At 35.5% G+C, this 22751-nt stretch carries 23 protein-coding genes; 9 read left to right on the forward strand and 14 right to left on the reverse strand.

Annotated elements, in window-relative coordinates; genetic code table 11:
- Positions 1 to 69 precede the first annotated feature (69 nt).
- Positions 70 to 1500, forward strand: a complete 1431-nt coding sequence (locus SFA27_RS11500) for a PLP-dependent aminotransferase family protein (RefSeq protein ID WP_407298140.1) — start codon at positions 70 to 72, stop codon at positions 1498 to 1500.
- 80 nt (positions 1501 to 1580) lie between these two features.
- Here the strand turns inward: SFA27_RS11500 and SFA27_RS11505 are convergent, their stop codons facing one another.
- On the reverse strand, positions 1581 to 2660 hold the full coding sequence (locus tag SFA27_RS11505) for an Atu1372/SO_1960 family protein (protein ID WP_407298141.1): 1080 nt from the start codon (positions 2658 to 2660) through the stop codon (positions 1581 to 1583).
- Positions 2661 to 2833: 173 nt separating this feature from the next.
- On the opposite strand from SFA27_RS11505, the gene SFA27_RS11510 reads away from it, so the two are divergent.
- Positions 2834 to 3622 (forward strand): AraC family transcriptional regulator, encoded by a 789-nt coding sequence (locus tag SFA27_RS11510; protein WP_264517975.1) that lies wholly within the window; start codon positions 2834 to 2836, stop codon positions 3620 to 3622.
- Positions 3623 to 3659: 37 nt separating this feature from the next.
- On the opposite strand, the gene SFA27_RS11515 is transcribed toward SFA27_RS11510, so the two are convergent.
- From SFA27_RS11515 to SFA27_RS11530, 4 genes are all read right to left on the reverse strand, one after another.
- Positions 3660 to 4160: a CinA family protein gene (locus SFA27_RS11515; protein ID WP_407298142.1), complete on the reverse strand. Its 501-nt coding sequence runs from the start codon at positions 4158 to 4160 to the stop codon at positions 3660 to 3662.
- A gap of 316 nt (positions 4161 to 4476) precedes the next feature.
- On the reverse strand, positions 4477 to 5091 hold the full coding sequence (locus SFA27_RS11520; protein ID WP_052184585.1) for a Crp/Fnr family transcriptional regulator: 615 nt from the start codon (positions 5089 to 5091) through the stop codon (positions 4477 to 4479).
- 55 nt (positions 5092 to 5146) lie between these two features.
- Entirely contained in the window at positions 5147 to 5743 is a 597-nt protein-coding gene (locus SFA27_RS11525; protein ID WP_047374899.1) for a Crp/Fnr family transcriptional regulator, read from the reverse strand.
- Between the two features lie 312 nt (positions 5744 to 6055).
- The gene (locus SFA27_RS11530; protein WP_407298143.1) at positions 6056 to 6940 is read right to left on the reverse strand and encodes a DMT family transporter; all 885 of its coding nucleotides are present in this window, start codon (positions 6938 to 6940) and stop codon (positions 6056 to 6058) included.
- 96 nt (positions 6941 to 7036) lie between these two features.
- Here SFA27_RS11530 and SFA27_RS11535 point away from each other — a divergent pair, with 96 nt between their 5' ends.
- Entirely contained in the window at positions 7037 to 8467 is a 1431-nt protein-coding gene (locus SFA27_RS11535) for a PLP-dependent aminotransferase family protein (RefSeq protein ID WP_047374902.1), read from the forward strand.
- A 139-nt stretch (positions 8468 to 8606) separates the two neighbouring features.
- Here SFA27_RS11535 and SFA27_RS11540 read toward each other — a convergent pair whose 3' ends face one another.
- The 5 genes from SFA27_RS11540 to SFA27_RS11560 form a co-directional block, all read right to left on the reverse strand.
- Positions 8607 to 9203 carry a Crp/Fnr family transcriptional regulator gene (locus SFA27_RS11540; protein ID WP_047374905.1) on the reverse strand — a complete coding sequence of 199 codons (597 nt, stop codon included), beginning with the start codon at positions 9201 to 9203 and terminating at the stop codon, positions 8607 to 8609.
- Positions 9200 to 9580, reverse strand: coding sequence for a bacillithiol system redox-active protein YtxJ (ytxJ, locus tag SFA27_RS11545; protein ID WP_047374907.1), 381 nt, complete (start codon positions 9578 to 9580; stop codon positions 9200 to 9202). Before ytxJ ends, SFA27_RS11540 begins: the two co-directional genes overlap by 4 nt.
- Positions 9577 to 10038, reverse strand: coding sequence for a DUF1569 domain-containing protein (locus tag SFA27_RS11550; RefSeq protein ID WP_264517978.1), 462 nt, complete (start codon positions 10036 to 10038; stop codon positions 9577 to 9579). Before SFA27_RS11550 ends, ytxJ begins: the two co-directional genes overlap by 4 nt.
- Complete coding sequence (locus tag SFA27_RS11555; protein WP_047374909.1) at positions 10032 to 10568, reverse strand: YfiT family bacillithiol transferase; 537 nt, start codon at positions 10566 to 10568, stop codon at positions 10032 to 10034. The genes SFA27_RS11550 and SFA27_RS11555 overlap by 7 nt, the downstream gene beginning before the upstream one ends.
- A gap of 224 nt (positions 10569 to 10792) precedes the next feature.
- Complete coding sequence (locus SFA27_RS11560) at positions 10793 to 11935, reverse strand: DEAD/DEAH box helicase (RefSeq protein ID WP_047374912.1); 1143 nt, start codon at positions 11933 to 11935, stop codon at positions 10793 to 10795.
- Positions 11936 to 12148: 213 nt separating this feature from the next.
- Here SFA27_RS11560 and pncA point away from each other — a divergent pair, with 213 nt between their 5' ends.
- Positions 12149 to 12754: a bifunctional nicotinamidase/pyrazinamidase gene (pncA, locus tag SFA27_RS11565; RefSeq protein ID WP_047374914.1), complete on the forward strand. Its 606-nt coding sequence runs from the start codon at positions 12149 to 12151 to the stop codon at positions 12752 to 12754.
- Between the two features lie 187 nt (positions 12755 to 12941).
- Here the strand turns inward: pncA and SFA27_RS11570 are convergent, their stop codons facing one another.
- Positions 12942 to 13883 (reverse strand): pseudouridine synthase, encoded by a 942-nt coding sequence (locus tag SFA27_RS11570; RefSeq protein ID WP_047375767.1) that lies wholly within the window; start codon positions 13881 to 13883, stop codon positions 12942 to 12944.
- Positions 13884 to 14221: 338 nt separating this feature from the next.
- Between SFA27_RS11570 and aroB the strand changes: the two genes are divergently transcribed.
- Complete coding sequence (aroB, locus tag SFA27_RS11575; RefSeq protein ID WP_047374915.1) at positions 14222 to 15268, forward strand: 3-dehydroquinate synthase; 1047 nt, start codon at positions 14222 to 14224, stop codon at positions 15266 to 15268.
- 279 nt (positions 15269 to 15547) lie between these two features.
- A complete protein-coding gene (locus tag SFA27_RS11580) occupies positions 15548 to 16183 on the forward strand; it encodes a porin family protein (RefSeq protein WP_105682390.1) in 636 nt (211 codons plus the stop codon).
- A 142-nt stretch (positions 16184 to 16325) separates the two neighbouring features.
- Here SFA27_RS11580 and SFA27_RS11585 read toward each other — a convergent pair whose 3' ends face one another.
- The gene (locus tag SFA27_RS11585; RefSeq protein WP_407298144.1) at positions 16326 to 16649 is read right to left on the reverse strand and encodes a hypothetical protein; all 324 of its coding nucleotides are present in this window, start codon (positions 16647 to 16649) and stop codon (positions 16326 to 16328) included.
- 345 nt (positions 16650 to 16994) lie between these two features.
- On the opposite strand from SFA27_RS11585, the gene SFA27_RS11590 reads away from it, so the two are divergent.
- The 3 genes from SFA27_RS11590 to SFA27_RS11600 all read left to right on the forward strand — a co-directional run bounded on the left by SFA27_RS11590 (position 16995) and on the right by SFA27_RS11600 (position 20029).
- The gene (locus tag SFA27_RS11590) at positions 16995 to 17624 is read left to right on the forward strand and encodes a porin family protein (protein WP_047374919.1); all 630 of its coding nucleotides are present in this window, start codon (positions 16995 to 16997) and stop codon (positions 17622 to 17624) included.
- A 204-nt stretch (positions 17625 to 17828) separates the two neighbouring features.
- Positions 17829 to 18413: a porin family protein gene (locus SFA27_RS11595; RefSeq protein WP_047374921.1), complete on the forward strand. Its 585-nt coding sequence runs from the start codon at positions 17829 to 17831 to the stop codon at positions 18411 to 18413.
- A gap of 908 nt (positions 18414 to 19321) precedes the next feature.
- Positions 19322 to 20029 carry a porin family protein gene (locus SFA27_RS11600; RefSeq protein WP_407298146.1) on the forward strand — a complete coding sequence of 236 codons (708 nt, stop codon included), beginning with the start codon at positions 19322 to 19324 and terminating at the stop codon, positions 20027 to 20029.
- Positions 20030 to 20134: 105 nt separating this feature from the next.
- On the opposite strand, the gene SFA27_RS11605 is transcribed toward SFA27_RS11600, so the two are convergent.
- Both SFA27_RS11605 and purF read right to left on the reverse strand, forming a co-directional pair.
- Complete coding sequence (locus SFA27_RS11605) at positions 20135 to 21082, reverse strand: glycerophosphodiester phosphodiesterase family protein (protein ID WP_407298147.1); 948 nt, start codon at positions 21080 to 21082, stop codon at positions 20135 to 20137.
- 143 nt (positions 21083 to 21225) lie between these two features.
- Positions 21226 to 22725 (reverse strand): amidophosphoribosyltransferase, encoded by a 1500-nt coding sequence (gene purF, locus SFA27_RS11610; RefSeq protein WP_047374927.1) that lies wholly within the window; start codon positions 22723 to 22725, stop codon positions 21226 to 21228.
- Positions 22726 to 22751 lie beyond the last annotated feature (26 nt).

Here is a 22751-nt window from a genome sequence, read left to right on the forward strand (position 1 = left end):
TGCATGACAAAATTATTTTATATTTGGACTATTCAAATGATTCAGTTTTTACATAAATAGATAGTCCAGATGCTGCGCCCTTGGAAATTAGAATTAGAAATTGATAAAAAGCTTGATAAAGCCGTTTATCTACAGATTGCAGATACAATCATTAGCGATATCCGTTCAGGAAGATTAAAACCAGGAGATGCACTCCCTGGCAGCCGGAATCTTGCACAAACCTTAAAAATCAACAGAAATACTGTGGTAGAAGCCTATCAGGTACTGATCAATGAGGAATGGGTGATTTCAAGAGAAAGGAAAGGTATTTTTGTATCGGAAAGACTTCCTCTTTTAAATGAAAGAAATACCGAGATCCTCCATAGTTCTCAACATCAGCAAGGAGCATCTGGTGGAATTTTAATCAATTTCGATGATGGTCATCCGGACAGTAAAATTGCTCCTGTAACAGAGCTTGCAAGAGCCTACAGGCAGATTTTCAGCATTAAGGCAAAGTGGCAGATGATGGGTTATGGAGACGAACATGGAGATAAGGAATTCCGCAAAATGATTTCCCAGATGCTCAACCATCAGCGTGGAATGCATATTCATGAACATGAGATTTCTATAACACGAGGCAGCCAGATGGGAATGTTTTTAACCGCCCAGACCCTTTTTACTTCCGGCGACAGGGTTATTGTAGAAGAACCGGGATATCAGCCTGCGTGGCAAGCTTTTGAATATGCAGGAGCACAGCTTTTACCTGCACCTGTGGACAAAGAAGGAATCAGTATGGAAGTTATTGAAAAGCTCCTGACAAAGCATGAGAACATAAAGGCAATATACATTACTCCTCACAGACAATATCCTACTACTGTTACCCTGAGCTTATCAAGGAGATTAAGATTAATAGAATTATCAAACCAATATAATATTACGATCATTGAAGATGATTACGATAATGAGTTCCATTTCGGCTACCGCCCTATTCTGCCAATTTCAAGTTTTCCGGAACTTCAAAATTATGTGTATATCGGAACATTAAGTAAGGTTGTTGCACCCGCTTTGAGAATCGGTTACCTGGCCACGGCAAATCAGGAACTCCTGATGAAAATTGGTAATCTGAGAAAGATTATTGATGTGCACGGAGATGTCATTATGGAACAGGCCGTTCTTCAGCTGATAAAAGAAGGGGCTGTAAAAAAGCATATCAGAAAAGCAACTGTTCATTATAAAAACAAAAGAGATTTCGTTTTTGAATTACTGAAAAAATACATGAAAGATATTGCAGATTTCACACTGCCTGAAGGCGGACTTGCTTTTTGGATTGTTCCTAAATTACCATTGGATTGGGATGTTGTGACCGCTCAGTTATTGGAAAAAAATATTAAGATCATTCATCCGAAACAATATGGCCAGAATCATATAAATGGATTCAGATTGAGCTATGGAGCCCTTTCTGAAGCACAGCTGGAGCAAAGTATTCCTATTATTTCAGAGGTTTTTGCTAAATTTTTCTAATTTTTTTGGGAACGATTGATACAGCATAGATATGAGAAAATCTGCGGCTAAATCAGTAACCACAGATTTTTTATTGAAATTTACTCCACTTCAAAAACCGCCTGAATTTCGACAGAGGAATGAACCGGAATAGAAGATGCTCCAAAAGTAGCTCTGGCATGTTTTCCTTTTTCACCAAAAACTTCAACAGTCAGATCAGAAGCAACATTCATTAAATCTGCATGCTTTGTATAATCGTCTTTTGTATTGAAAATTCCTGTAAGCTGTACACATTGCTTTACTCTGCTTAAATCTCCTCCTACAGCTTCTTTCAGTACGGAAATAACGTTCAGCATAGTAGCTTTTGTAGCATCTTTTACCTGTTGTTCATTCACTTCAACGCCCAGTTTTCCCGGATTGAGAATTTTTCCATCCTTCAAAGCAACCTGATTAATAAATACCAGATTTCCTGAACGGACAAACGGCTGATAGTTTCCTGCAGGTTTAGGAACTTGTGGAAGCATAATATTTTTCTGTTTCAGTATTTCATTAAAGTTCTGATGATTTTCAACGATAGATGTACTTTTTTTCGGACGTGTGTCCTTCAATGCCAGTGCTATTTTTGCGAAGTTTTTCCCCTGAAGCTCAGCAATATTTCTCTCTCCTTTGGTAGGTCTCTCAACATCTTTTAAAGAAGCCATACTTGTCACGCCTAAAACTGTATTTCCCTGTGGAACAGCCTTATTCAGTTCTTCTGTCCCACGAATTCCGTTAGATACCAGTACCATGCCGTGTACAGCAAGACTGTTCCAGAATGCCTGAAGGGCAAGTTCTTTTCCTGCTCCGCTTCCTGCTGACATGAAAACCGCAGCCGGAACTCCTTCTAAAGCATGATTCGTCCAAAGCTGAACGGTTTTAGATAAAAATTCGCTCATTCCCGTACTGATATTCCCGAAATAAACCGGTGACCCAAAAGCTATTCCATCATAGTCTGTCAGTTCATCTACTGTTGCTACAGGCAGATTTTTCAGATTGGGATGTTGAGATGCTTTGACTAATTTGATATAAGAAACCGCATTATTTTCGCTTTCAATTCCTTTAGCGATCTCTTTGGCCAGTTCGTAAGTTCCACCATTGTCTGAATGGATAAGAACCAATATTTTAGCTTTATTTTGTGCCATAATGTTGGTGATATTAGATAATAAAATTAAAATAAAAAAAAGACATAGTTTTTTCATTCTGAATAAGATATAGGTTGTAATTTTTATTAATAATGTAAATATTACATTGACAGTACAAAATTACTATTGGCGTTTTTATTAAATTTGCCAAAATATACATACAAAACGACAATATGAAATGTGGCCTGACTGAAAAAACGGAAAACCAGTTTGTAGATTCTATTGAAAAAGAAGCTTACGTATGGTGCGATAAAAACTGGAAACATGATGATCATGAACATCAGCACCACCGTGCCCAGCTTACGTTTGTGGAGGAAGGGTATCAGTATTTTCACATCGATCGGAAAATTTATCTTGTTCCCCAGCATCATGTTATTTGGATTCCCTCAGAAAAAGCCCACAAAATTACCTCTGAAGCACAAACTGTAAATCTGATGCTTTTTCTGTTTAAATCTGTTTTTGAAGATGAATTCTATCAGAATGTACAGGTATTCGCTGTTCCCCCTGTTTTAAAAGAGATGCTTTTATATGCTTCAAAATGGAACCAGTCATTGGATGAAAATGAAGAACAGGATCTGTTTTTCAAAGCGATTTTAAAAAGCCTTCCTAACTTCTGCAAAGAAAGCAGCGGCCTGGAAATCCCTGTTCCTGCGGATACCAGACTGATTCCTGTATGTAATGATATCAATACTCATTTTAAATATAACCTGGACATTGATTCGTTAGCCGAAAAAGCGCAAATGTCTGTGAGAAGTCTCCAGAGAATTTTTAAAAATGAAACAGGAATTACCTTACAAAAATACCTGCAGCTGACAAGAATTTTAAAAAGTATTGAACTGATAGATACCCGGCAATACACCTTAAGCGAAGTGGCATATAAGGTAGGATATCAAAGTCTTTCCGCATTCACAGCATCTTACTTTGCGATCATGCAGACAAAGCCAAAACTAAATAAAAATTAAGATAATAACGTCCAATTAATCCCACTGAACTCTACATTTATTTTAAAATTAAAACTCTGTTGAGCTCACTTTTAAAACATCCCAAAATAAATTCTGTATAATATAGCTGGGCATTTAAAGCCTGGGTCTTGGGATGCAGTTCTAATTTTTTTGTAAGAATAATTTCTCCTTTGTAAGCAAATGAAAAATAGGCAAAAACTTTGTATCCGGAATTGATGATTGGGTTGCAATAACCGGTTGTAGAAATAGACCAGTCGGATTCAAACATCTTTGCTACATTGAGAGCCATAGTCTGAGAAATAGCTTCTGCTGCTTCGTCATGATCATCAGGCCCAGGTCTGTTTACCTTAAGGAGTTTTACTTTTTCCGGTAGTGTGTAAGCTGTCATTCCACCCTTATAGAATAAAGGAGCATTAGGCATCTGAGAGAAAGCAAGTTGAAGACAACCGGAGGTAACACTTTCAGCAATTGAAATAGATTCATCAGCAGCTACAAGAAAGTGACTTATATAATCGAGAAGGTTCTGTTGAAATTTCATATTATTTATTTTAAGAGGTATTATTTAAAATTATAATACAAGAGGTTGAAAAAAGCTGCTGAACAAATCAATACAGCAGCTTTCATGATTAATATATTGTGAGTGGTGTGAAAGGTATTTTAAGTATCTTATTTAAGTTTAAGATTTTATAGTATTGGTTATTACAACCCGTAATGGGTACAAAACGGTAATTTCAAAAATGAATATTTTGTATATCCATCTCAGTGAAGATCTTAGGAATGGTATTGAAAACTGTTATTTCAAATGTACATAAGAATAACTCACTTTTTTATGATCTGAGTCATGAAAATCATATTTAATATAAAATTTTACGATCTTTTAAAGAGAGCATGCCTTCCTTTTCCATTTTTTTTAAGTTTCTGATCACTGTTTCTACACGCAGGCCTGTAAGATTGGCGATTTGCTGCCTTGTAAATGCAATATGGAAACATTGATGGCAGTCTTCATCATGATAACTTTTAAGATAATCAAGTAAGCCTTTCAGCCTCTGCATGGGGTTTTGTGATGCCAGGCTCTGCATCATCTTTAATTTATAAAAAATTTCCTGTGAAAGGCAGGCGTTCATTTCCAGGGAAAGATCAGGATGCTGTCTGATCATTTCAAAGAAATTATTTTTGGGAAGTCTTATAATTCGGGAATCTTCAAGACATATGGCATTGATTGGATAGTCCTGATCAAGGAAAAGCATTGCCTCCCCGAAGCTCTGCTTTTTGCCTAAAATATTATGAATGAATTCTTTTCCGTTTTCATTATAATTATTAAGTTTTACTTTCCCTTCACTGATCTGAAAGTAATAAAGTGCATGATCCTCTTCTCTAAAAACCGATTCCCCCTTTTTATAGTTCCTGTCTTCTGCACCAAAAGAGTACAGAAGACTTTCATCAATATTCATGCAGCTTATTGTTTTCATATCTTCTTCAGGTTTTAAATAAAAAAATCACAAAATCATATATCTGAATTTGATTCTAATATAAAATCTTGCGGTTTTCAATTCTTACAATTTTATTTCTCTCCATATGTTTGATAGTCCTTATAGCAGTTTCTACACAAAGGCCTGTAAGACTCGCCATCTGCTGCCTTGTCAATGGGATTAAAAAAGAATAAGGAGTCAGGTCTTTTTGAGAACTTTTAAGATAATCCATCAATCCCTTAAGCCGTATAGAAGGATTTTGAGATGATAGACTCTGCATCATAATAAACTTATAATAAAGACGTTCTGAAAGAAAGCTGTTTACCTCCATATACAATTCCGGAGATTGATTAAGCAGATTGAAAAAAGCAGATTTATGAAGCCTTAAAACACTACATTCTGAAATAGCTTCTGCGTTTACAGGATAAGGTTTATCTATAAAAAGCACAGATTCTCCACAACTTTCCCCGTCTGATAAGATATTTTGAATAAACTCTTTTCCTTCCTCATTATAATTATTAAGTTTTATTTCTCCTTTAATAATCTGATAATAATAGTTAGGAATATCCCCTTCAAAGAATATAGTTTCTGAAGGTGCATAGCGTTTCGTTTCTGCTCCCGCTGAAATCAAAATATTTTCGTCGATTACCATAATAACTGTTTTTGAAATTGTCTTCTTCTTCTTAGTAAAAATATTATGGAACGTCTAAATTGTATGCAAAAACCGAACCTTAATAATCAATAAAAAGGTTAAATAATGTTAATTTTTTTATTAATTATCATTCCTTTTATTCTTATCAAACTACATTTAATAACAAATCCATTTTATATTCACTATTTCGTAATTTTAAAAGACAAAAATTTACTGCAACATTTTGATTATGAAGCTAAAAGCCTCATTTCACAGAGAAACGAGGCTTTCTATAGGCAATAGCAAAAAGATTTATACGCGTTATAATTTTAATTATTTCGCAAATTTTTTGGTTCCTGCAACACATAAGATTACCCCTACGGTCACCCCAAGCATTCCCATACTTACCTGCTCATGAAGAAGCCAGGCAGCCAACGCCAAACCAAAGAAAGGCTGAAGCAGCTGCAGCTGTCCCACAGTAGCAATACCACCCTGCGCCAATCCTTTATACCAGAATATAAAACCAATAAACATACTGAAAAGAGAAATATAAGCCATTCCAAACCACCCCTGAAAACTGACATTCTGAATATCATCAGGAAAATAAATAAAAAATAAAGGAATCATAATGGGAAGCGCTAGTACTAATGCCCAGGAAATCACCTGCCAGCCGCCTAATGTTTTTGATAGTTTAGCACCTTCAGCATAGCCCATACCACATAAAATAACAGCAAGCAGCATCAGGATGTCGCCAATGGGTGAGGCAGATATCCCTTGCGAAACTGCATATCCAATCACTAAAAGACTTCCTACAATAGAAAAAAACCAAAATACAGGATGAGGTCTTTCACCACCACGCATTACTCCGAATACAGCAGTTGCCAAAGGCAACATTCCCAAAAACACAATAGAATGGGCCGAAGTAAGGTATTGAAGAGCCAATGCTGACAAAAGCGGAAAACCAACCACACAGCCAAGAGAAACCAAGAGCAAAGAAGTTAACTGTTCTTTAACAGGACGCTTTTCCTTACCCAGCCATAATACAATAAGAGCTAATATCCCTGCCACAGCTGCACGAACTATCGTCACAAAGGTTGGACTCATTTCCATTACAGCTAATTTGGTAGCGGGCAAACCACCACTGAATAGCACTACCCCTATAAAGCCGTTGATCCATCCACTTATATTTTCATCTTTTGATATTTGTTTTGTTATCATTTTATCGAAACTTTTAATTGATGGTTCAAAATTAGAAAGGATAATTCGATAAACACAGTATCAGTTTTGTATATTTGCATGAGCACAGTTTAAAATATGAACAAAGAATTTTTATATACAGAAATTGCAGACGGAATTGCAGAACAGATAAGGAATGGTATTTTAAAGGCCGGAGACAAGTTACCTTCAGTAAGAATGCTATGTCATGAACATCAGGTAAGTATGAATACAGCCAAACGTGTTTTCCTGGAGCTGGAATCCCAGTCTTTGGTAGAATCCAAGCCACAATCCGGTTATTTTGTAAGCCAGTTATTATCCGCAAAACTTCCTTTACCGGAAGTGAGCCGTCCGTCATTGATTGCCAATAACGATGAACCGGATGAACTGATCAGTAAGGTATATGAAAATATGGGGAAAAAGGATCTTACTTTTTTCTCTATTGGTATTCCGTCCGGAGATCTTCTGCCACAGGCAAAACTGAAAAAAGAAATCGTAAACGCCATCAGGGAATTAAAAGAAGGAGGTACAGAATATGAAGAACTTCAGGGAAATCTGAAGTTGAGAAGAATGATTGCCATACGTTCTTTACAATGGGGAGGAAATCTGAGTGAAAACGATCTTATCACTACCAATGGCGGAATGAATGCTTTGTCTTTCTGCTTAATGGCATTAGGAAAACCCGGCGATACCATTGCTATTGAAAGTCCATGCTACCCGGGAATTCTACAGCTGGCAAACGGATTAGGCCTTAAAGTACTGGAAATTCCTACCCATCCTACTACCGGAATAGAAATTGAAGCTTTAAAAAAAGTAATCCCTAAAATAGATATCTGCCTGCTCATTCCCAACTTCAATTCGCCATTGGGAAGCTGTATGCCTGATGAAAATAAAAAGGAAATTGTAAAAATACTTTCGGAAAACAACATTCCGCTCATTGAGGATGACGTCTATGGAGATCTTTATTTCGGCTCTACCCGTCCGAAATGCTGTAAATCTTTTGATAAAGACGGGAGTGTTCTGTATTGCAGTTCTATTTCAAAAACTTTGGCTCCTGGATATCGTGTAGGCTGGATTGCTCCAGGAAGGTATAAAGATAAAATCATGAAGCTTAAGCTCCTGCACTCCACGTCCTCTATTTCAATTGTGAATGAAGCTGTGGCCAACTTTCTGAAATCCGGAAAGTATGAAAAACATCTCCAACAGCTCCGCAGAACCCTGCAAAACAATTATCAGAACTATGTTCAGACCATTGCGGAATCTTTCCCGGAAGGCACCAGAACCAGCCGTCCGCAGGGAGGGTTGTCTTTATGGGTAGAATTTGACAAGAAGATACGGACAACAGAGTTATACGATCTGGCCATCAAGCAAAACATAAGCATTGCTCCCGGAAGAATGTTTACCTTGCAGGAGCAGTTTGAAAACTGTATGAGACTCTGCATAGGACTTCCGTGGTCGGAAGATACACAGGCAAAGCTCAGACTGGTTGGGCAGCTTGCCAAAAAGATTTATTTAAAGGAAGGAAGATAGAGGCAGGAAGATGGGAGTTATTATAGTTTTAAGAAGAGATGATGTCAATTCTTATTAATAAGGATGTTTAAATAATAACGATCAAGTTCTTTTGTGTTTACAGAGCATCAGGCTTCCCTCTCCCATCTTCCAGCCTTTTTTATTTATTATCCGGAACGAAATTCTTTCTCGCCAGTTCTTTTCTTACACGGCTCAGACTCTCAGGAGTAATTCCAAGGTAAGAAGCAATCATCCACTGCGGAACTCTCAAAAGTAAATCCGGATACATTTTAATGAATTTCATGTATCTTTCTTCTGCAGTTTCACCTAGCAAGGAGTTGATTCTGTTTTGAAGGCTTCTGATGTGTTTCTGAAGCAGAAAGTCACTTCTTTCAATACTGTTCGGAAACTGTTCCACTAATTTATTAAAGAAATCAGGGTGTAGAAACAGAATTTCTGAATCTTCCACCGCTTCTATATAATAAATGGATTTTTCATTGAAATAAAGACTGCTTCGGTCAGAAATCAGCCAGCTTTCAGGGGCAAACTGTATAATATGCTCTTTTCCGTTTTTATCAATGGAATACATCTTCAACAGTCCTTTTTCTACAAAGAATATATGCCGGCATATCTCACCATACTGAAGAAGAAACTGATTTTTAGGAATTTTCTTTACTTCATAGTGCAGGCTGCAAGTGTTCACATTTTGAAGGGGAACATTTAAAACTTTGGCTAAATAATCATTTATATTCTTCATGATACAATCTGGCTTAAAGAAATATCCTGGTGTGACGCATTGTTTACAGGCTTTCCGTTCTCTATTACAATCAGCTGCGGACTTTCATGTCTGATCTCAAAATCTGCTGCTATCTTATTGGAAACAGGTCTGTGAGCCAATAGGTCAAGATAATATACATTGACCGGCTGGTCTGAATTTTCAACTTCTTTTTCAAAGTTCTTCAGTACAGTTCTGCTGATAAAACAGCTTGTTGAATGTTTAAATATAGCAATTCTATTCTGAAAAGAGTCTTCTATAGCTTTTGTAAGGTCTTCTTCAGACTCTATCTTTTTCCAGAATGTTTTTTGGTCAGGGGTTTCGTTTTTTCCACCGAATATTTTATCAAAAAAACTCATACATTAAATTGTTTTAGATGGTGATCAAGATGTTTGTATTCAAGAAATGTCCAGTCTTTTTCAGTCATTTCACCGAATAATCTGTGATGATCCGGCAGGTGGCTTTTTTCACAAGCTTCCAGGAATTCCTCCAGCGTTTTCATCAGATTGGTTTTTGATGCATCAAAATCACACTCAAAATTAACGATTAGTTTTTGAAAAGTAGGCATGTTTCTGGGAATTCCATTATTGAAGACATACATTTCTGCTTTAGTGAATATCCCTATCGTCTTATACGCAACATTGATACGGGGAAGTTCCACTTTTCTCAAAGCTACCTGAAGAACTAGATCACAGTGCCTTAGCATTTGACATACGTTCATTTTCCCCCACCTTCCAAGGGAATTTTCAGATAACATGGAAATTCGGTCAACAATTTCCTTATAATATATGGGATTATTAAGATGTTTTCTTACCAACCTTTTTCTATCTTCAGATTTTCAATATGAGCAAAATGATGATTACAATGCCAAACGTACAAAGCAAGGCTTTCTCTTAAATTATAATTTTTATTGTGCTCCGGATGATGAAAAGTTCTTTCAAATTGTTTATTCGTAAGGCTTTTAAGAAGCACAACCCATCTCTGGTGTGTTCCTTTCAACATCCTCATAGCCGGTTTCACAGGCATATGATAGCTGTCCTGGAGCTCAGCCCATTTCGCTTCATCATAAGGTTTTATAGTAGGGTTATCTTCTGTAAGAGCCAGCTTAAAACGTATAAAACTATTCATATGACTGTCTGAAAGGTGGTTTACAAGTTGTCTTACAGTCCAACCTCCTTCTCTGTAAGGAGTATCCAATTGATCGTCTGTAAAATGTTCAATGAGATTTTTTAGTCTGCCGGGAAAGTCTTTGATTACTTTGATGTAGGTATCCAATGTGGTATCACAGATATTTTCCGGAGCTTCAAACTGGCCTATTGGAAACTTTTTTTTCTCTAAATCACTCATTGCTCAAGGGTTTTTAATTTTTAAATATTGTCGATTTGTCCGATTAATATCTTTTAGGAACAATTTTTCGAATATCATTTTGTGTAAATTTATCAAAAATTCAAGAATCTCAGGTGAATAAAGCATTAATTGTACTTATAACAATTTATAAGGCTGAATATCACCATCCAATAAAAAGGCTTCAGTTCTATAAAACTAAAGCCTTTGTTATTGTAAAGCAGGTATTAATATCCGTGTAAATCAATACCTTCTGTTCTTTGCAGGGTTACTTTTTTCCCCATTTTCTTTTGAATCACTCTGAAATGCTGCAATTCATCATCTGTCAGAATACTGATTGCTGTTCCTTTCTCATTAGCACGTCCTGTTCTACCGATACGGTGAATATAATCTAATGGGGAACGCGGCAATTCGTAATTGATCACACATGGTAGTGATTCGATATGAATTCCACGGCCAATCAGATCTGTTGCCACCAAAATCTGGGCTCCGTTTACTTTAAACTCTTCCAGGTTATTCCTGCGGGCTCCCTGCGATTTCTGGCTGTGAATAGCCACCGCCTTAATTTTATTTTTTTTAAGCTTTTCTACCAGGTTATCTGCAGATCTTGTAGACGAAACAAAGATCAAAGCCTTTTCCACCTTTTTTTCTTTAATTAAATAACGCAGGAAAGGGCCTTTATTTTCCGGAGAAACATGATAGGCCAGCTGCTCGATATTATCAATTTCAACCTCTTCTTTTTTAATTTCGATAATAGTAGGATTGATAGACAGACGTTCTTTCATTTCAGAAACCTTATCATTTAAAGTCGCTGAAAATAAAGTAGTTTGTTTCACTACAGGCATCATCGCGAAAAGTTTATTCATTTCTTCTCCAAAGCCCAGCTGAAACATTTTATCCGCCTCATCAATCACCAAATGCTGAATTCCTGAAATACTCAATGCATTATGGTCAATTAAGTCTAACAAACGTCCTGGAGTGGCAATAAGAACTTCTACTCCAAACATTCCTTTCATCTGCGGATTGATAGAAACACCTCCATAAACAGCCATTGTACGAACCTCCCGCTTCAGATTTTCTGTAAAAGCTCTGAAAACTTCATCAATCTGTATTGCCAATTCACGTGTAGGAACCAATATTAAAACCTGAACATTACGATCTTTTTTAACTTCTGCATTCTGTAGTTTTTCTAAAATCGGCATTACAAAACAAGCCGTTTTTCCGGAACCTGTCTGTGCAATCCCCATCAGATCTTTTCCCTGCAAAATAACAGGAACCGCCTGCTCTTGTATTGGAAATGGCTTTAAATACCCTAGTTTGTTAACAGAACGAATAATATTGTGTGATAATCCTAACGATTCAAATGACATAAAATACTTATTTACTGCAAAGATAAGCTATTGATATTTGGTTTATGCCTCAAATCCCAGTACAGTTCAGACAAAGTTTAGTTATTTCAATTTTACCTCCTTCATTCAGGGAGTATTAAAAATTTACATTGCCGTTTTGTCCGATAATTTGGGTTTGGACAAATTTTTGAAGATTAGTTTTGTAAATTTATCAAAAATTCGAGAAATCAAAATATGAAAAAAGCGTTAATAATAGTCGATGTACAGAATGATTTTTGTGAAGGCGGAGCCCTTGCAGTCCCTGGATCTAACGAAATTATCCCGTATATCAATCTTCTGATGGAGGAAAATGCATATGATCAAGTGGTTCTTACACAGGACTGGCATCCTGCAGGCCACAAAAGTTTTGCAAGCAGTAATGGCAGACAGGTTGGAGAAAGTATTATTTTAAATGGTGTTCCACAGTTTATGTGGCCGGATCATTGTGTTCAGGGAACTTTCGGGGCAGAATTCCACAAAGATCTGAACAGAGACAAAGTAACCCATATTGTACAAAAAGGAAAAAATATAGAAATTGACAGTTACAGCGGTTTCCAGGATAATAATCACTTTATGAAAACCGGGCTGGATGATTTCTTAAAATATCACGATATCCAACTGGTTGAAATCGTAGGGTTGGCATTAGACTATTGCGTGAAGTTCACTGCTCAGGATGCTGTGGCTAACGGATATGTTACTTGTCTTCATTTCAACGGAACACGTGCCGTCAACGTAAAACCAGACAACGCCAGAGATGCCATCTACGAGATGATTGAAAAAGGGGTAACGGTATTGGGATAGTTCTTTTTAATGATGAATTATAAATGATGAGTTATGAATCCTGGAATTCACAACTTGATACAAAAAAAGCGCAGAATTATTTTCTGCGCTTTTTTATTCTTTATCCTTAAAGTTAATCTTAAAAAATGAATAAGTTAGAAACCTGAATCTATAATTCATTATTTATAACTCATAATTCATCATGAAATTAAAGCATTTTAAGGTTGTTTACTTCCAGTTCTGTAAGGATTCTCCAGTGTCCTCTCTTGATATTCTTCTTCGTTAATCCTGCAAACATTACTCTGTCTAAAGCTTCCACTTCGTACCCTAATCTTTGGAATATTCTTCTGATAACACGGTTCCATCCGATATGAATCTCAATTCCGATTTCATTTTTAGGTTTTCCTTCAATGTACGAAATCTGATCAACAACTGCTACTCCTTCATCAAGACGGATTCCTTCTGCGATAAGACGTAGATCTTCACCCGTAAGCTTTTTATCCAGCGTTACATGATAAATCTTTTTAGCATCAAAAGATGGATGCGTTAATTTTTTAGTCATGTGTCCGTCATTGGTCAATAAAATTACCCCCGTTGTGGAACGGTCTAATCTTCCAACCGGGAAAACTCTGTAAGGAGAAGCATTAGCTACAAGATCCATTACAGTTTTTCTGGCTTTGTCATCTTTCGTTGTAGAAATATAACCTTTTGGCTTATTCAAAAGTACATAAACAGGTTTTTCCGGAGTAATATTTTGCCCGTCAAAAACTACTCTGTCGGTTTTCTGTACCTGATAGCCCATTTCGTTAACTACTTTTCCGTTTACTTCTACCAGCCCCTGGGTAATAAGATCATCAGCTTCTCTCCTACTGCAAATCCCTGAATTGGCAATATACTTATTGAGACGGATAGTATCCTTATGAACATCTTTGTCAATTTTATTTAACCTTCTTTTTTGTACAAAAGATTTTGCTCTGTCATCTCTTTCATCTCCATTAGAGGGTCTTCTGCCATATTTCAGACTACCTCTTTCATACTTATCTCTTGTATCAAAACTGTTTCCTCCTCTTTTTGGTTTTCCGAAAGACTTTCTCTCAAAACTCTCACTTTTATTCGTGATGTATGGTTTTCTTTCAGATTTTGAACCCATTTCTTCGTTGGAACCTTCAGAGCTGTCTGTATTTCTCTTGAAAGGTTTCTTGTCAAATTTTGAGTTAGACCCTCTATGTTCCGGAGCTGGTTTACCTCCGTCTTTAGAAAAAGGTTTTTTAAAAGGTTTTGATCCTGAAGAATTTCCAGATCTGGAAGCACGAGAATCATCAGAACTTTTCTTGGTTGAAATTCTTGGTCTCTTTGATCTGTCTGAATTATTATTATCTCTGCTCATTCTAAAAATTTCTGCAAAGATAGTAATTTAGTTACGAGTTAAAAATTAAGAATCATAACTTTGCACTATAGTTTACATTTTAACTTTACAAATATTAGAAGATGATAACAATATTAAATGATAATTTTTCTCAGCTTAACGCGTTTCTTCATGAAAAGTCTTTCAGCAAAATTTTCATTCTGGTAGACGAAAACACTCATGAATACTGCCTTCCCATTCTTTTAGGAAATATGGAAACAGACCTTGGCTTTGAAATTTTAGAGATTGAAGCCGGAGAAGAAATGAAAAATATCCAGACAGCCAATCAGCTTTGGGAAATTCTTACGGAAATGCAGGCAGACAGAAAAGCATTGGTTATCAATCTTGGCGGCGGTGTGATTACCGACATGGGCGGATTTGTGGCATCTACTTACAAAAGAGGAATCCAGTTCATCAATATCCCTACAACCCTTTTATCAATGTGTGACGCATCTATAGGAGGAAAAACAGGGATTGATCTCATGCACTATAAAAATATGGTGGGAACTTTCGCTTTCCCTGAACAGATCTTTATTTTTCCGAAATTTTTAGAAACATTACCATTTAAAGAACTGAGAAGCGGGTTCGCTGAAATGCTTAAACATGGATTAATTGCTGATAAAAATCATTGGGATCAGCTGATCCAGGTTCGTAAACTGGAGGTAGAAACGGTAATTCCGCATATTCAGACTTCTATGAATATCAAGCAGGATGTTGTAGATAAAGATTTCCACGAACAGAATATCAGAAAAACTTTGAATTTCGGGCATACAATAGGTCATGCAGTGGAGAGTTTATGCTTACAGCAAGGAAATCCTATCCTTCACGGAGAAGCGGTTGCAATGGGAATGATTGCAGAAGCTCATCTGGCTTATCTGGAGAATCTTATTTCTGAAGCAGATGCAAATATGGTCATTGAAAATGTCCAGAGATACTATCCTTACCTGGATATCAATGATTTTAAAGATGAAGATATCACCGCATTATTACTGAATGATAAAAAGAATACAGACAGTAAAATCAATTTTTCCCTGCTTTCCGGAATCGGTTCTTGTACTTATGACCATCAGTGCAGCCAGGAAAATATCCTTGAATCTCTGTCTTTTTATAGAAAATTGAATAATGCTTAACTATTTTTTAGAAAAATAAAGTAGGTTTAAAAGTTAGTTTTTAACAAAATTGTCAATTTAGACCTCTTCTAAACAAATGTTTATTTAAGTTTTTAACTCACTACAAATCAATTAAATATTTAAAAAATCACTTAAACACTAAGTGATTTTTTTATTGATTTTAATCATAAAAAATATTTTTGGCAAGCAATTTGAAAGATACTCTGCGTTCAACTGAAAAATGTTGAACAAGTAGTAAAATTTAAAATTAAGAAAGAGTAAAATTAAAAAATTAAAGTTATGAAAAAGTTAATTTTAGGATTAGCGTTAACTGCAGGAACATTCGCATTCGCTCAACAAACAGGAAACACATCTTCTAATCCGGTAACATTTGGGGTAAAAGGAGGAATGAACGTTTCTTCACTTTCAAAAGACAGTGGTCTTGATGATCAGAAATCTAAAATAGGATTCAACGCAGGTGTATTTGCAAACATTCCATTGGCAGCTTCATTCAGCGTTCAGCCGGAAGTTCAGTATTCACAATATGGTAATAAATCAGATTATACGTTAGGAGGAACAAAGTTTTCAGCTTCTACTAAATTAGATTATATTACAGTACCTGTAATGTTCCAGTATAACCTGATTCCAAATCTTTATGTGGAAGCAGGACCAGAATTTGGTTTCATGGTAAGTGCTAAAAACAAGTTCAAAAATGAGTCTAACGGAGATTCTAACACTACAGATAATTACAAAGACAATCTAAATACATTTAACTTTGGTATTGGTCTTGGAGCTGGATATTATTTCACTCCGAACTTAGGGCTTACCGCAAGATATGTTGCAGGTTTAACAGATGTAGCGAAAAACAGACCTAGCGGATCTGATGCTACAAGAAACAATCTATTCCAGGTTGGATTAGCTTATAAATTCAAATAAGCACCCCATTCACTAACAAATTTTATATTCAATAGAAAAGATCAGATTAATTTTTTAATCTGGTCTTTTTTTATGGTAAAACATTGATCAAATTCGTATTGAATCGTCTTTGTTTATCATCATTTCTTTGATAAATTATTTTTTAATTCTTCTGTATATTTTTTTTTCTAAAAACAATTGCACGAAGTTCACCAGCTGAATTTTTATATGGTACTCCTTTGTACTCCTTGTTATTTAATACAGCCTTAACGTCTTCGTATTTTAGCTTTTTATCTTCTAAGAAGAAAACTATAGGTTCTTTAATTTTAAATGACCCCAGTGCATTTTTTTCTTGTGAAGTCATTTCTGTAAGGTCTTTCAAAGCATTTGTTAACTCTTGTGAATTCTGAGTCTGAGCTGAAATACTCAACGAAGCAAAAAGTAAGGAAATACCAAAGACTTTTGATAATTTTTTTAGATTCTCCATCATTAATGTTTTAGAATTAAGATATAAATATATAATTATTTCAATTACTCCTACGAAGAATTTTATTATGTTAATTAGTATGTTTTAGAACCATTATCCCTTAATTTAACAGGTACACCCACTCACTAAAAAATTTTATTTTCAATAGAAAAAAATCAGATTAATTTTTTAATCTGGTCTTTTTTTATGGTAAAACGTTGATCCTTTGATATAACATTAAACATATATCCCACACTGTTGATTTTAGTTCTGTTAAAAATATGATAAAGTCCCTGCACAAGGGGGTTCACGGCATATAGTTTGTTGCTTTCCGAACGTCAAACAATGTAGAAATAAAACTAATCTATGAAAAAGATTTTTTTAAGCCTGACACTTATTGCAGGTACTTTTGCTTTTGCGCAAAGCACATCCACTTCAACTGATGCAGCTGTTTCACCAACACCTTCTGCATCCAAAATCAAATTCGGTTTAAAAGCAGGACTTAATGTTTCCAATCTTTCAAATATGGATATGAAATCAAAAGCGGGATTTTATGGTGGTGTTTTTATGAATATTCCTGTCGCTAAGGATTTCTCTGTTCAGCCGGAAGTTTTGTACAGTGCTGCGGGAGCTAAAGAGAAAGGAGGCAGTAATGCAACGCTTGAAATAGAATATATTTCCATACCAGTAATGTTTCAATATAAAGTACTTCCTAAGCTTTATGTAGAAGCAGGACCTCAATTTAGCTTCTTAATGGATGCAAGATTAAAGGACAGTGAAGGAAGTTTACTCCTTAAAGATGCAACAAGAGGCTTTGATTTTGGAATCGGATTGGGAGCAGGTTATAATATTACCAAAAATATCGGCGTGAATGTAAGATATACTGCAGGGCTATCTGAAATTGTAAATAAAAGCCATAGATATCTGTATGGATATGACAGAACAGGATCTGTAAAGAATGGTGTATTCCAGATAGGAGTAAATTACAAATTCTAAAGCTTATTTAGCTTTTCTCGTTAAATTTTTATAATTAAAGTAAGGCCAGGCTCATTTTGAGCCTGGCTTTTTTATGCAAAAGAAAAAAATAACAAATAGAATAAGCATAAATAGTAGATTAACAGCATATTTTAACTTTGGCACAACATTTGATTCTTAATGAAATGTTAAATAAAACTTAAAAACTATTAAAATATAAAACTTATGAAAAAGATTCTTTTAGGTCTTGCCTTAGTAGCAGGTACTTTTACTTTCGCTCAGAAGACTTCAACTTCTACTGCTTCATCTTCTCCAGTTAGATTTGGTGTAAAAGCAGGTCTTAATATCTCTACTATTTCTCACAGTGACTTAAATTCAAAAGCTGGATTTTATGGAGGTGTGTTTGCAAACATTCCGGTAGCACAAGACTTCTCTGTACAGCCAGAAGTATTATACAGTGGTTTGGGTGGTAAATATAAAGGTAACGGTGATCTAAAACTTAACACGGATTATATCGCAGTACCAGTAATGTTACAGTACAACCTTATTCCTAATTTATATGTAGAAGCAGGCCCTCAATTCGGTTTCCTTATCAGTGCTAAAGGAAAAGGTAACGGTGGATCTGTAGATATTAAAGACAATTTGAAAACTTTTGATTTCGGAATTGGTCTTGGAGCTGGATATTATTTCACACAGAATATCGGAGTAAACCTAAGATATACTGCAGGATTATCTGATGTCCCTAAAAACAACCCAGGTGATGCTTCTAGAAACGGAGTATTCCAGGTAGGTTTAGCTTATAAATTCTAAAATTTAGGTACGCTTTTAAAAGCAGACTTTCAAATCAATACAAAGCCGGATTAAATTTAATCCGGTTTTTTTATTGCGTTGATGTTTTTTGGCAAGAAATTTGCGTATCAAGTAGTGATTGTACTCTATTTCGGAAATTTCCAACTTATGGTTTCTGTTTTTACAATAAAATAGGTATTGGTTCAATTGAATTTCAATACTCAAATCTAACTATTACCATTATAAACTTTTTAACGTAAACAGCATTGAGTTGGTCAACACATAGAATGCAAAGCATCATACAGAAGTGTATTTTGCTCAATAATTAGATACATTTTGATTTCAATAGAAAAAGTCAGGTTCATTAGTTTAAGCCTGACTTTTTCGCTTAATGCATGATTTTTATCACTTCTCTCCTGTGTGGCAGATATTTTGCCACGATGAAGAAAAATCAAGACTTTAAAATCATGAAAAAACTCTTTGTAGTAAAGCAGCGGCTAGCGACTTTTTTACAATGCAATGATAAAGTAAGAAATAATGCACTTCAAATTGGAGTTGCTTATAAGTTTAAATAGAGATATTTATTATTTTCAAAATTGATACCGGACCATAAGTGGTTCGGTATTTTTATTGCAGGTCTTGAAAACAGTCCGGATACTATAAAAACTCCTCCTGTTTTTTAATTTTTTATCATTTCAATTATCTACATTAAAGCTTTCTGACTCTTCAACTCTTTTCATAAAATATTCAGTTTGGCAATATGTTTATTCATTAAAAAGGGATAAATGATTGAAAAAAAACTTTCTAAAAACCCTTTCAAAACCCCTGTAAATAAGCATTTTTCAACTTTGGCAAGCAATTTGCAAAATACTTGGAGTCTGATTGAGAAATTATCCGACACACAAATAGTAAAATTAAAAAATAAAATTATGAAGAAGTTATTTTTAGGATTAGCATTAACTGCTGGTACGTTAGCTTTTGCTCAAGAGACAGAAACAAAAACAGTAAATGCATCACCACTAAAAAACGATGTTCAACCTATTAGATTCGGGATCAAGGCAGGAGGAAACTCAGCTTATTTCAGCCAGCAGAAATTCGGAATCAATAGTCAGCAATTAGGTTTCCACGCAGGTGCATTTGTTAATATTCCAATTTCAAAACAATTCAGCTTCCAGCCAGAGGTATTATTCAACCAAATGGGGGCAAAAGATGTAATGTATTCTACAGAAACTGACAATGGAGTTACAAATGTAAAGACTAAAGTACAGAGCAGAGTAAACATGAATTACATTTCAGTACCGTTAATGGTTCAGATGAGACCTATCGACAAGTTTTATATTGAAGCAGGACCTGAATTCAGTTATTTCCTTAATGGAAAAAACAAATCAGAATCTAGTGTCGCAAGTACTACAGGAGGAGTTACTACCACTACTGCAAGTTCAAACTCTCAGGATATCGACAAAGATATGATCAACAAATTCAATTTCGGATTGGGTCTTGGTTTAGGATATGATATCACTTCCAACATCGGTGTAAGTGCAAGATACGTAAACAGCTTAACCAAAATTGACAAAAGCAGACCTGCCGCTGAAAACAACAACAGAGTATTTCAGTTAGGCCTGAATTATAAATTTTAATTAAACGAACCAATTTTTTAACCCTAAGTGCAGTTATCTGCACGCATAAAATAGCCGGAAGAAACTCTTCCGGCTATTTATATTGATAGGTACAATATCTTTTAGTTATTCAAATATTCTCGGATCATCACTGATTACTCCGTCAATTCCCATATCCATTAATTCCTTCAATCTTTCTTTGGTATTTACGGTCCATGGAATTACTTTCATCCCTAATAAATGGCATTCCTTTACCAATTGGGGTGTTACAAGATTATGCTCAGGACTGTAAATAGAAGGGGTAAAACTCAGGAACTTCATATCTCCGGCTACTCCATTCAAATGATCAGGATACATTTTGAATTTTTCCACAGGAATATTTTTAAAATAAGACTGCTGCTGAGTCCGTTTTTTATCATCCACTTTTTCTACCAGTAAAGCGGTCATGATTTTAGGATATTCTTTGTGAAGGATTTCCAGGGTTCTGGGATCAAAAGACTGAATAATCACTCTATCCTGGATCTTTTTTTCTACAATAATCTTCATCATCAGATCAACAAATTCTTTCGGTTCCGGATGAAATATATTATCAGAGAAAGGACGCGTCTTGGTTTCTATATTATAAAAGGGCAATGGTCTCTTTAGTTCACGGGCATAAGCTTCACATGCATCTATAACCTCTGAAAAGAGAGGTTTCTGAGCCTTCATTTTCTTTTGATCAGGATAGTTATTAAGTTTTTTAAGGCCTACATCAAATGTTTTAATTTTTGCATAAGGCATTTCATAAATCTTATAATAAAAACCAGAATCTTTTGGAATATAGGTTCCATCCGGCTTTGTAACCAATTCCGGAGAAAGGAAAGCATCATGGGAAAGAATCACTTTTTTGTCCTTAGTGATAGCAAGATCCATTTCCAGTGTTGTTATATTCATTTTTAAGGCATTCTTCATTGCCGGGATGGTATTTTCCGGGTAAAGAGATTTTCCTCCGCGGTGTGCCTGTTTATCAAAAGATTGTGAAGCGTAAAGTTGGGTAAATACCAGAAAAATACCGGTGAAAAATGCGTTTTTCATATTCTGAAGTTTTAATCAGATAAAATTAAAACTCTATTGTATATTGTATAATACAGGAATATTAAGCTTCTGCTACATTTATAGAACAAAAGAACCGGGTTTATAGCCCGGCTCTTCCTTTTTTATTATTTCAAAATAAGAGATTAATTGAATAAATCTACCTCTTCTCCTTTTTCTACAGGATATTCTTCAGTAAAACATCCGAAGCAGTGGTTTGCAGATCCTAAAATATCTTTCAGGTTATCTATGCTTAAAAACTCTAAGGAATCTACTCCTAAATAATTTTTAAGTTCTTCTGTCGTCATATTGGCAGAGATCAGATCATCTTTAGAAGGAGTATCAATTCCCAGATAACATGGTGCAATGATTGGCGGAGAAACACTTCTGAAGTGAATTTCCTTTACTCCTGCATCTTTCAGAATCTTAACAAGTCTCTTAGAGGTTGTCCCTCGAACGATAGAGTCATCAATGATCACTACTCTTTTATCTTTCATTTCAGAAATGATCGGGTTCAGTTTAAGGTTCACTACCCTTTCTCTCATTTCCTGTGTAGGAACAATGAAACTTCTTCCGATATATCTGTTTTTAATCAAAACAGGACGGAAAGGGATTCCTGAAGCTTTAGAGAAACCAATGGCAGCAGGAACTCCGGAATCCGGAACTCCAATCACCAGATCAGCCTCTACAGGAGCCTGTTCCCAGATTTTCTCCCCAGATTTTTCTCTGATCTCGTATACATTGATGTTTTCTAAGGTAGAGTCAGGTCTTGCAAAGTAAATATATTCAAAAGAACAGATTCTCTGCTTTCCTTTTGCTTCATCCATCATATAAGAATGAAGTTTTCCAGGCTCGTTTTCATTGGTATAAATGATCTCACCAGGAAGAATATCACGTACATATTGAGCTCCTACAGCATCCAGTGCCACAGATTCTGAAGCTACTACATAAGATCTTTCATCTATAGCTCCCAAAACCAATGGGCGGATTCCGTTGAAGTCTCTGAATGCAAAGAATTTATTTCTTGTCATTCCCACTACGGAATAAGCTCCTTCGATCTTTTCCATAGTTGCTTTAATAGCGCCGCGAAGACCTAAATCAAGGTTTTTCTGGATCAGTCTCAGGATCACCTCAGAATCGGATGTAGCTCTGAAAACTACGCCTTCAGCTTCTAATTCTTGTTTTAATTCTTTTGCATTGGTAAGGTTACCGTTGTGTGCTATAGAAAGTATAATCTGGTCATATTCGTTTTTTGCGAAAAATGGCTGGAAGTTATATTTCTTTTTATCTCCTGCAGTGGTATAACGGGTATGTCCAATTGCAGAATTTCCCATAAAAGTTTCAGGTTCCTGAATGTCTTTATAAACATCTAAAACCAGTCCTTCATCTTTCATGTTGGTAATTCTTCCATCTTTTAAAACGGAAATACCACAAGCTTCCTGGCCTCTGTGCTGTAATGCAAAAAGCCCGAACTGTGAAAGTGAGAAAGTATCCAGATCATTATCCGAATACAATCCGAAGATCCCACACTCTTCATTGGGAGCATCCAGTCTTTCCTCTTCCTGAGTTCTGAAAAGATTTCTTCCGTAAGTCTGGGTTTCAAACTGTTTTAAATATTCACTTTTATGAATGTCTAAACTTTTCATTTCTATTTTTTCTAATTGTAGATCTT

The organism is Chryseobacterium sp. HR92 (assembly GCF_045689405.1).
Lineage (GTDB): Bacteria > Bacteroidota > Bacteroidia > Flavobacteriales > Weeksellaceae > Chryseobacterium > Chryseobacterium viscerum_A.

Bases quoted from the DNA above. Each gene is read 5' to 3' on its own strand.
- purF (WP_047374927.1), bottom strand. From the start codon at position 22,725: ATGAAAAGTTTAGACATTCATAAAAGTGAATATTTAAAACAGTTTGAA.
- SFA27_RS11585 (WP_407298144.1), bottom strand. From the start codon at position 16,649: ATGGAGAATCTAAAAAAATTATCAAAAGTCTTTGGTATTTCCTTACTT.
- SFA27_RS11600 (WP_407298146.1), top strand. From the start codon at position 19,322: ATGAAGAAGTTATTTTTAGGATTAGCATTAACTGCTGGTACGTTAGCT.
- SFA27_RS11510 (WP_264517975.1), top strand. From the start codon at position 2,834: ATGAAATGTGGCCTGACTGAAAAAACGGAAAACCAGTTTGTAGATTCT.
- SFA27_RS11555 (WP_047374909.1), bottom strand. From the start codon at position 10,568: ATGAGTGATTTAGAGAAAAAAAAGTTTCCAATAGGCCAGTTTGAAGCT.
- SFA27_RS11560 (WP_047374912.1), bottom strand. From the start codon at position 11,935: ATGTCATTTGAATCGTTAGGATTATCACACAATATTATTCGTTCTGTT.
- SFA27_RS11530 (WP_407298143.1), bottom strand. From the start codon at position 6,940: ATGATAACAAAACAAATATCAAAAGATGAAAATATAAGTGGATGGATC.
- pncA (WP_047374914.1), top strand. From the start codon at position 12,149: ATGAAAAAAGCGTTAATAATAGTCGATGTACAGAATGATTTTTGTGAA.
- SFA27_RS11540 (WP_047374905.1), bottom strand. From the start codon at position 9,203: ATGAAGAATATAAATGATTATTTAGCCAAAGTTTTAAATGTTCCCCTT.
- SFA27_RS11580 (WP_105682390.1), top strand. From the start codon at position 15,548: ATGAAAAAGTTAATTTTAGGATTAGCGTTAACTGCAGGAACATTCGCA.
- SFA27_RS11500 (WP_407298140.1), top strand. From the start codon at position 70: ATGCTGCGCCCTTGGAAATTAGAATTAGAAATTGATAAAAAGCTTGAT.
- SFA27_RS11515 (WP_407298142.1), bottom strand. From the start codon at position 4,160: ATGAAATTTCAACAGAACCTTCTCGATTATATAAGTCACTTTCTTGTA.
- ytxJ (WP_047374907.1), bottom strand. From the start codon at position 9,580: ATGAGTTTTTTTGATAAAATATTCGGTGGAAAAAACGAAACCCCTGAC.
- SFA27_RS11520 (WP_052184585.1), bottom strand. From the start codon at position 5,091: ATGAAAACAATAAGCTGCATGAATATTGATGAAAGTCTTCTGTACTCT.
- SFA27_RS11525 (WP_047374899.1), bottom strand. From the start codon at position 5,743: ATGGTAATCGACGAAAATATTTTGATTTCAGCGGGAGCAGAAACGAAA.
- SFA27_RS11570 (WP_047375767.1), bottom strand. From the start codon at position 13,883: ATGGGTTCAAAATCTGAAAGAAAACCATACATCACGAATAAAAGTGAG.
- SFA27_RS11505 (WP_407298141.1), bottom strand. From the start codon at position 2,660: ATGGCACAAAATAAAGCTAAAATATTGGTTCTTATCCATTCAGACAAT.
- aroB (WP_047374915.1), top strand. From the start codon at position 14,222: ATGATAACAATATTAAATGATAATTTTTCTCAGCTTAACGCGTTTCTT.
- SFA27_RS11535 (WP_047374902.1), top strand. From the start codon at position 7,037: ATGAACAAAGAATTTTTATATACAGAAATTGCAGACGGAATTGCAGAA.
- SFA27_RS11605 (WP_407298147.1), bottom strand. From the start codon at position 21,082: ATGAAAAACGCATTTTTCACCGGTATTTTTCTGGTATTTACCCAACTT.
- SFA27_RS11595 (WP_047374921.1), top strand. From the start codon at position 17,829: ATGAAAAAGATTCTTTTAGGTCTTGCCTTAGTAGCAGGTACTTTTACT.
- SFA27_RS11590 (WP_047374919.1), top strand. From the start codon at position 16,995: ATGAAAAAGATTTTTTTAAGCCTGACACTTATTGCAGGTACTTTTGCT.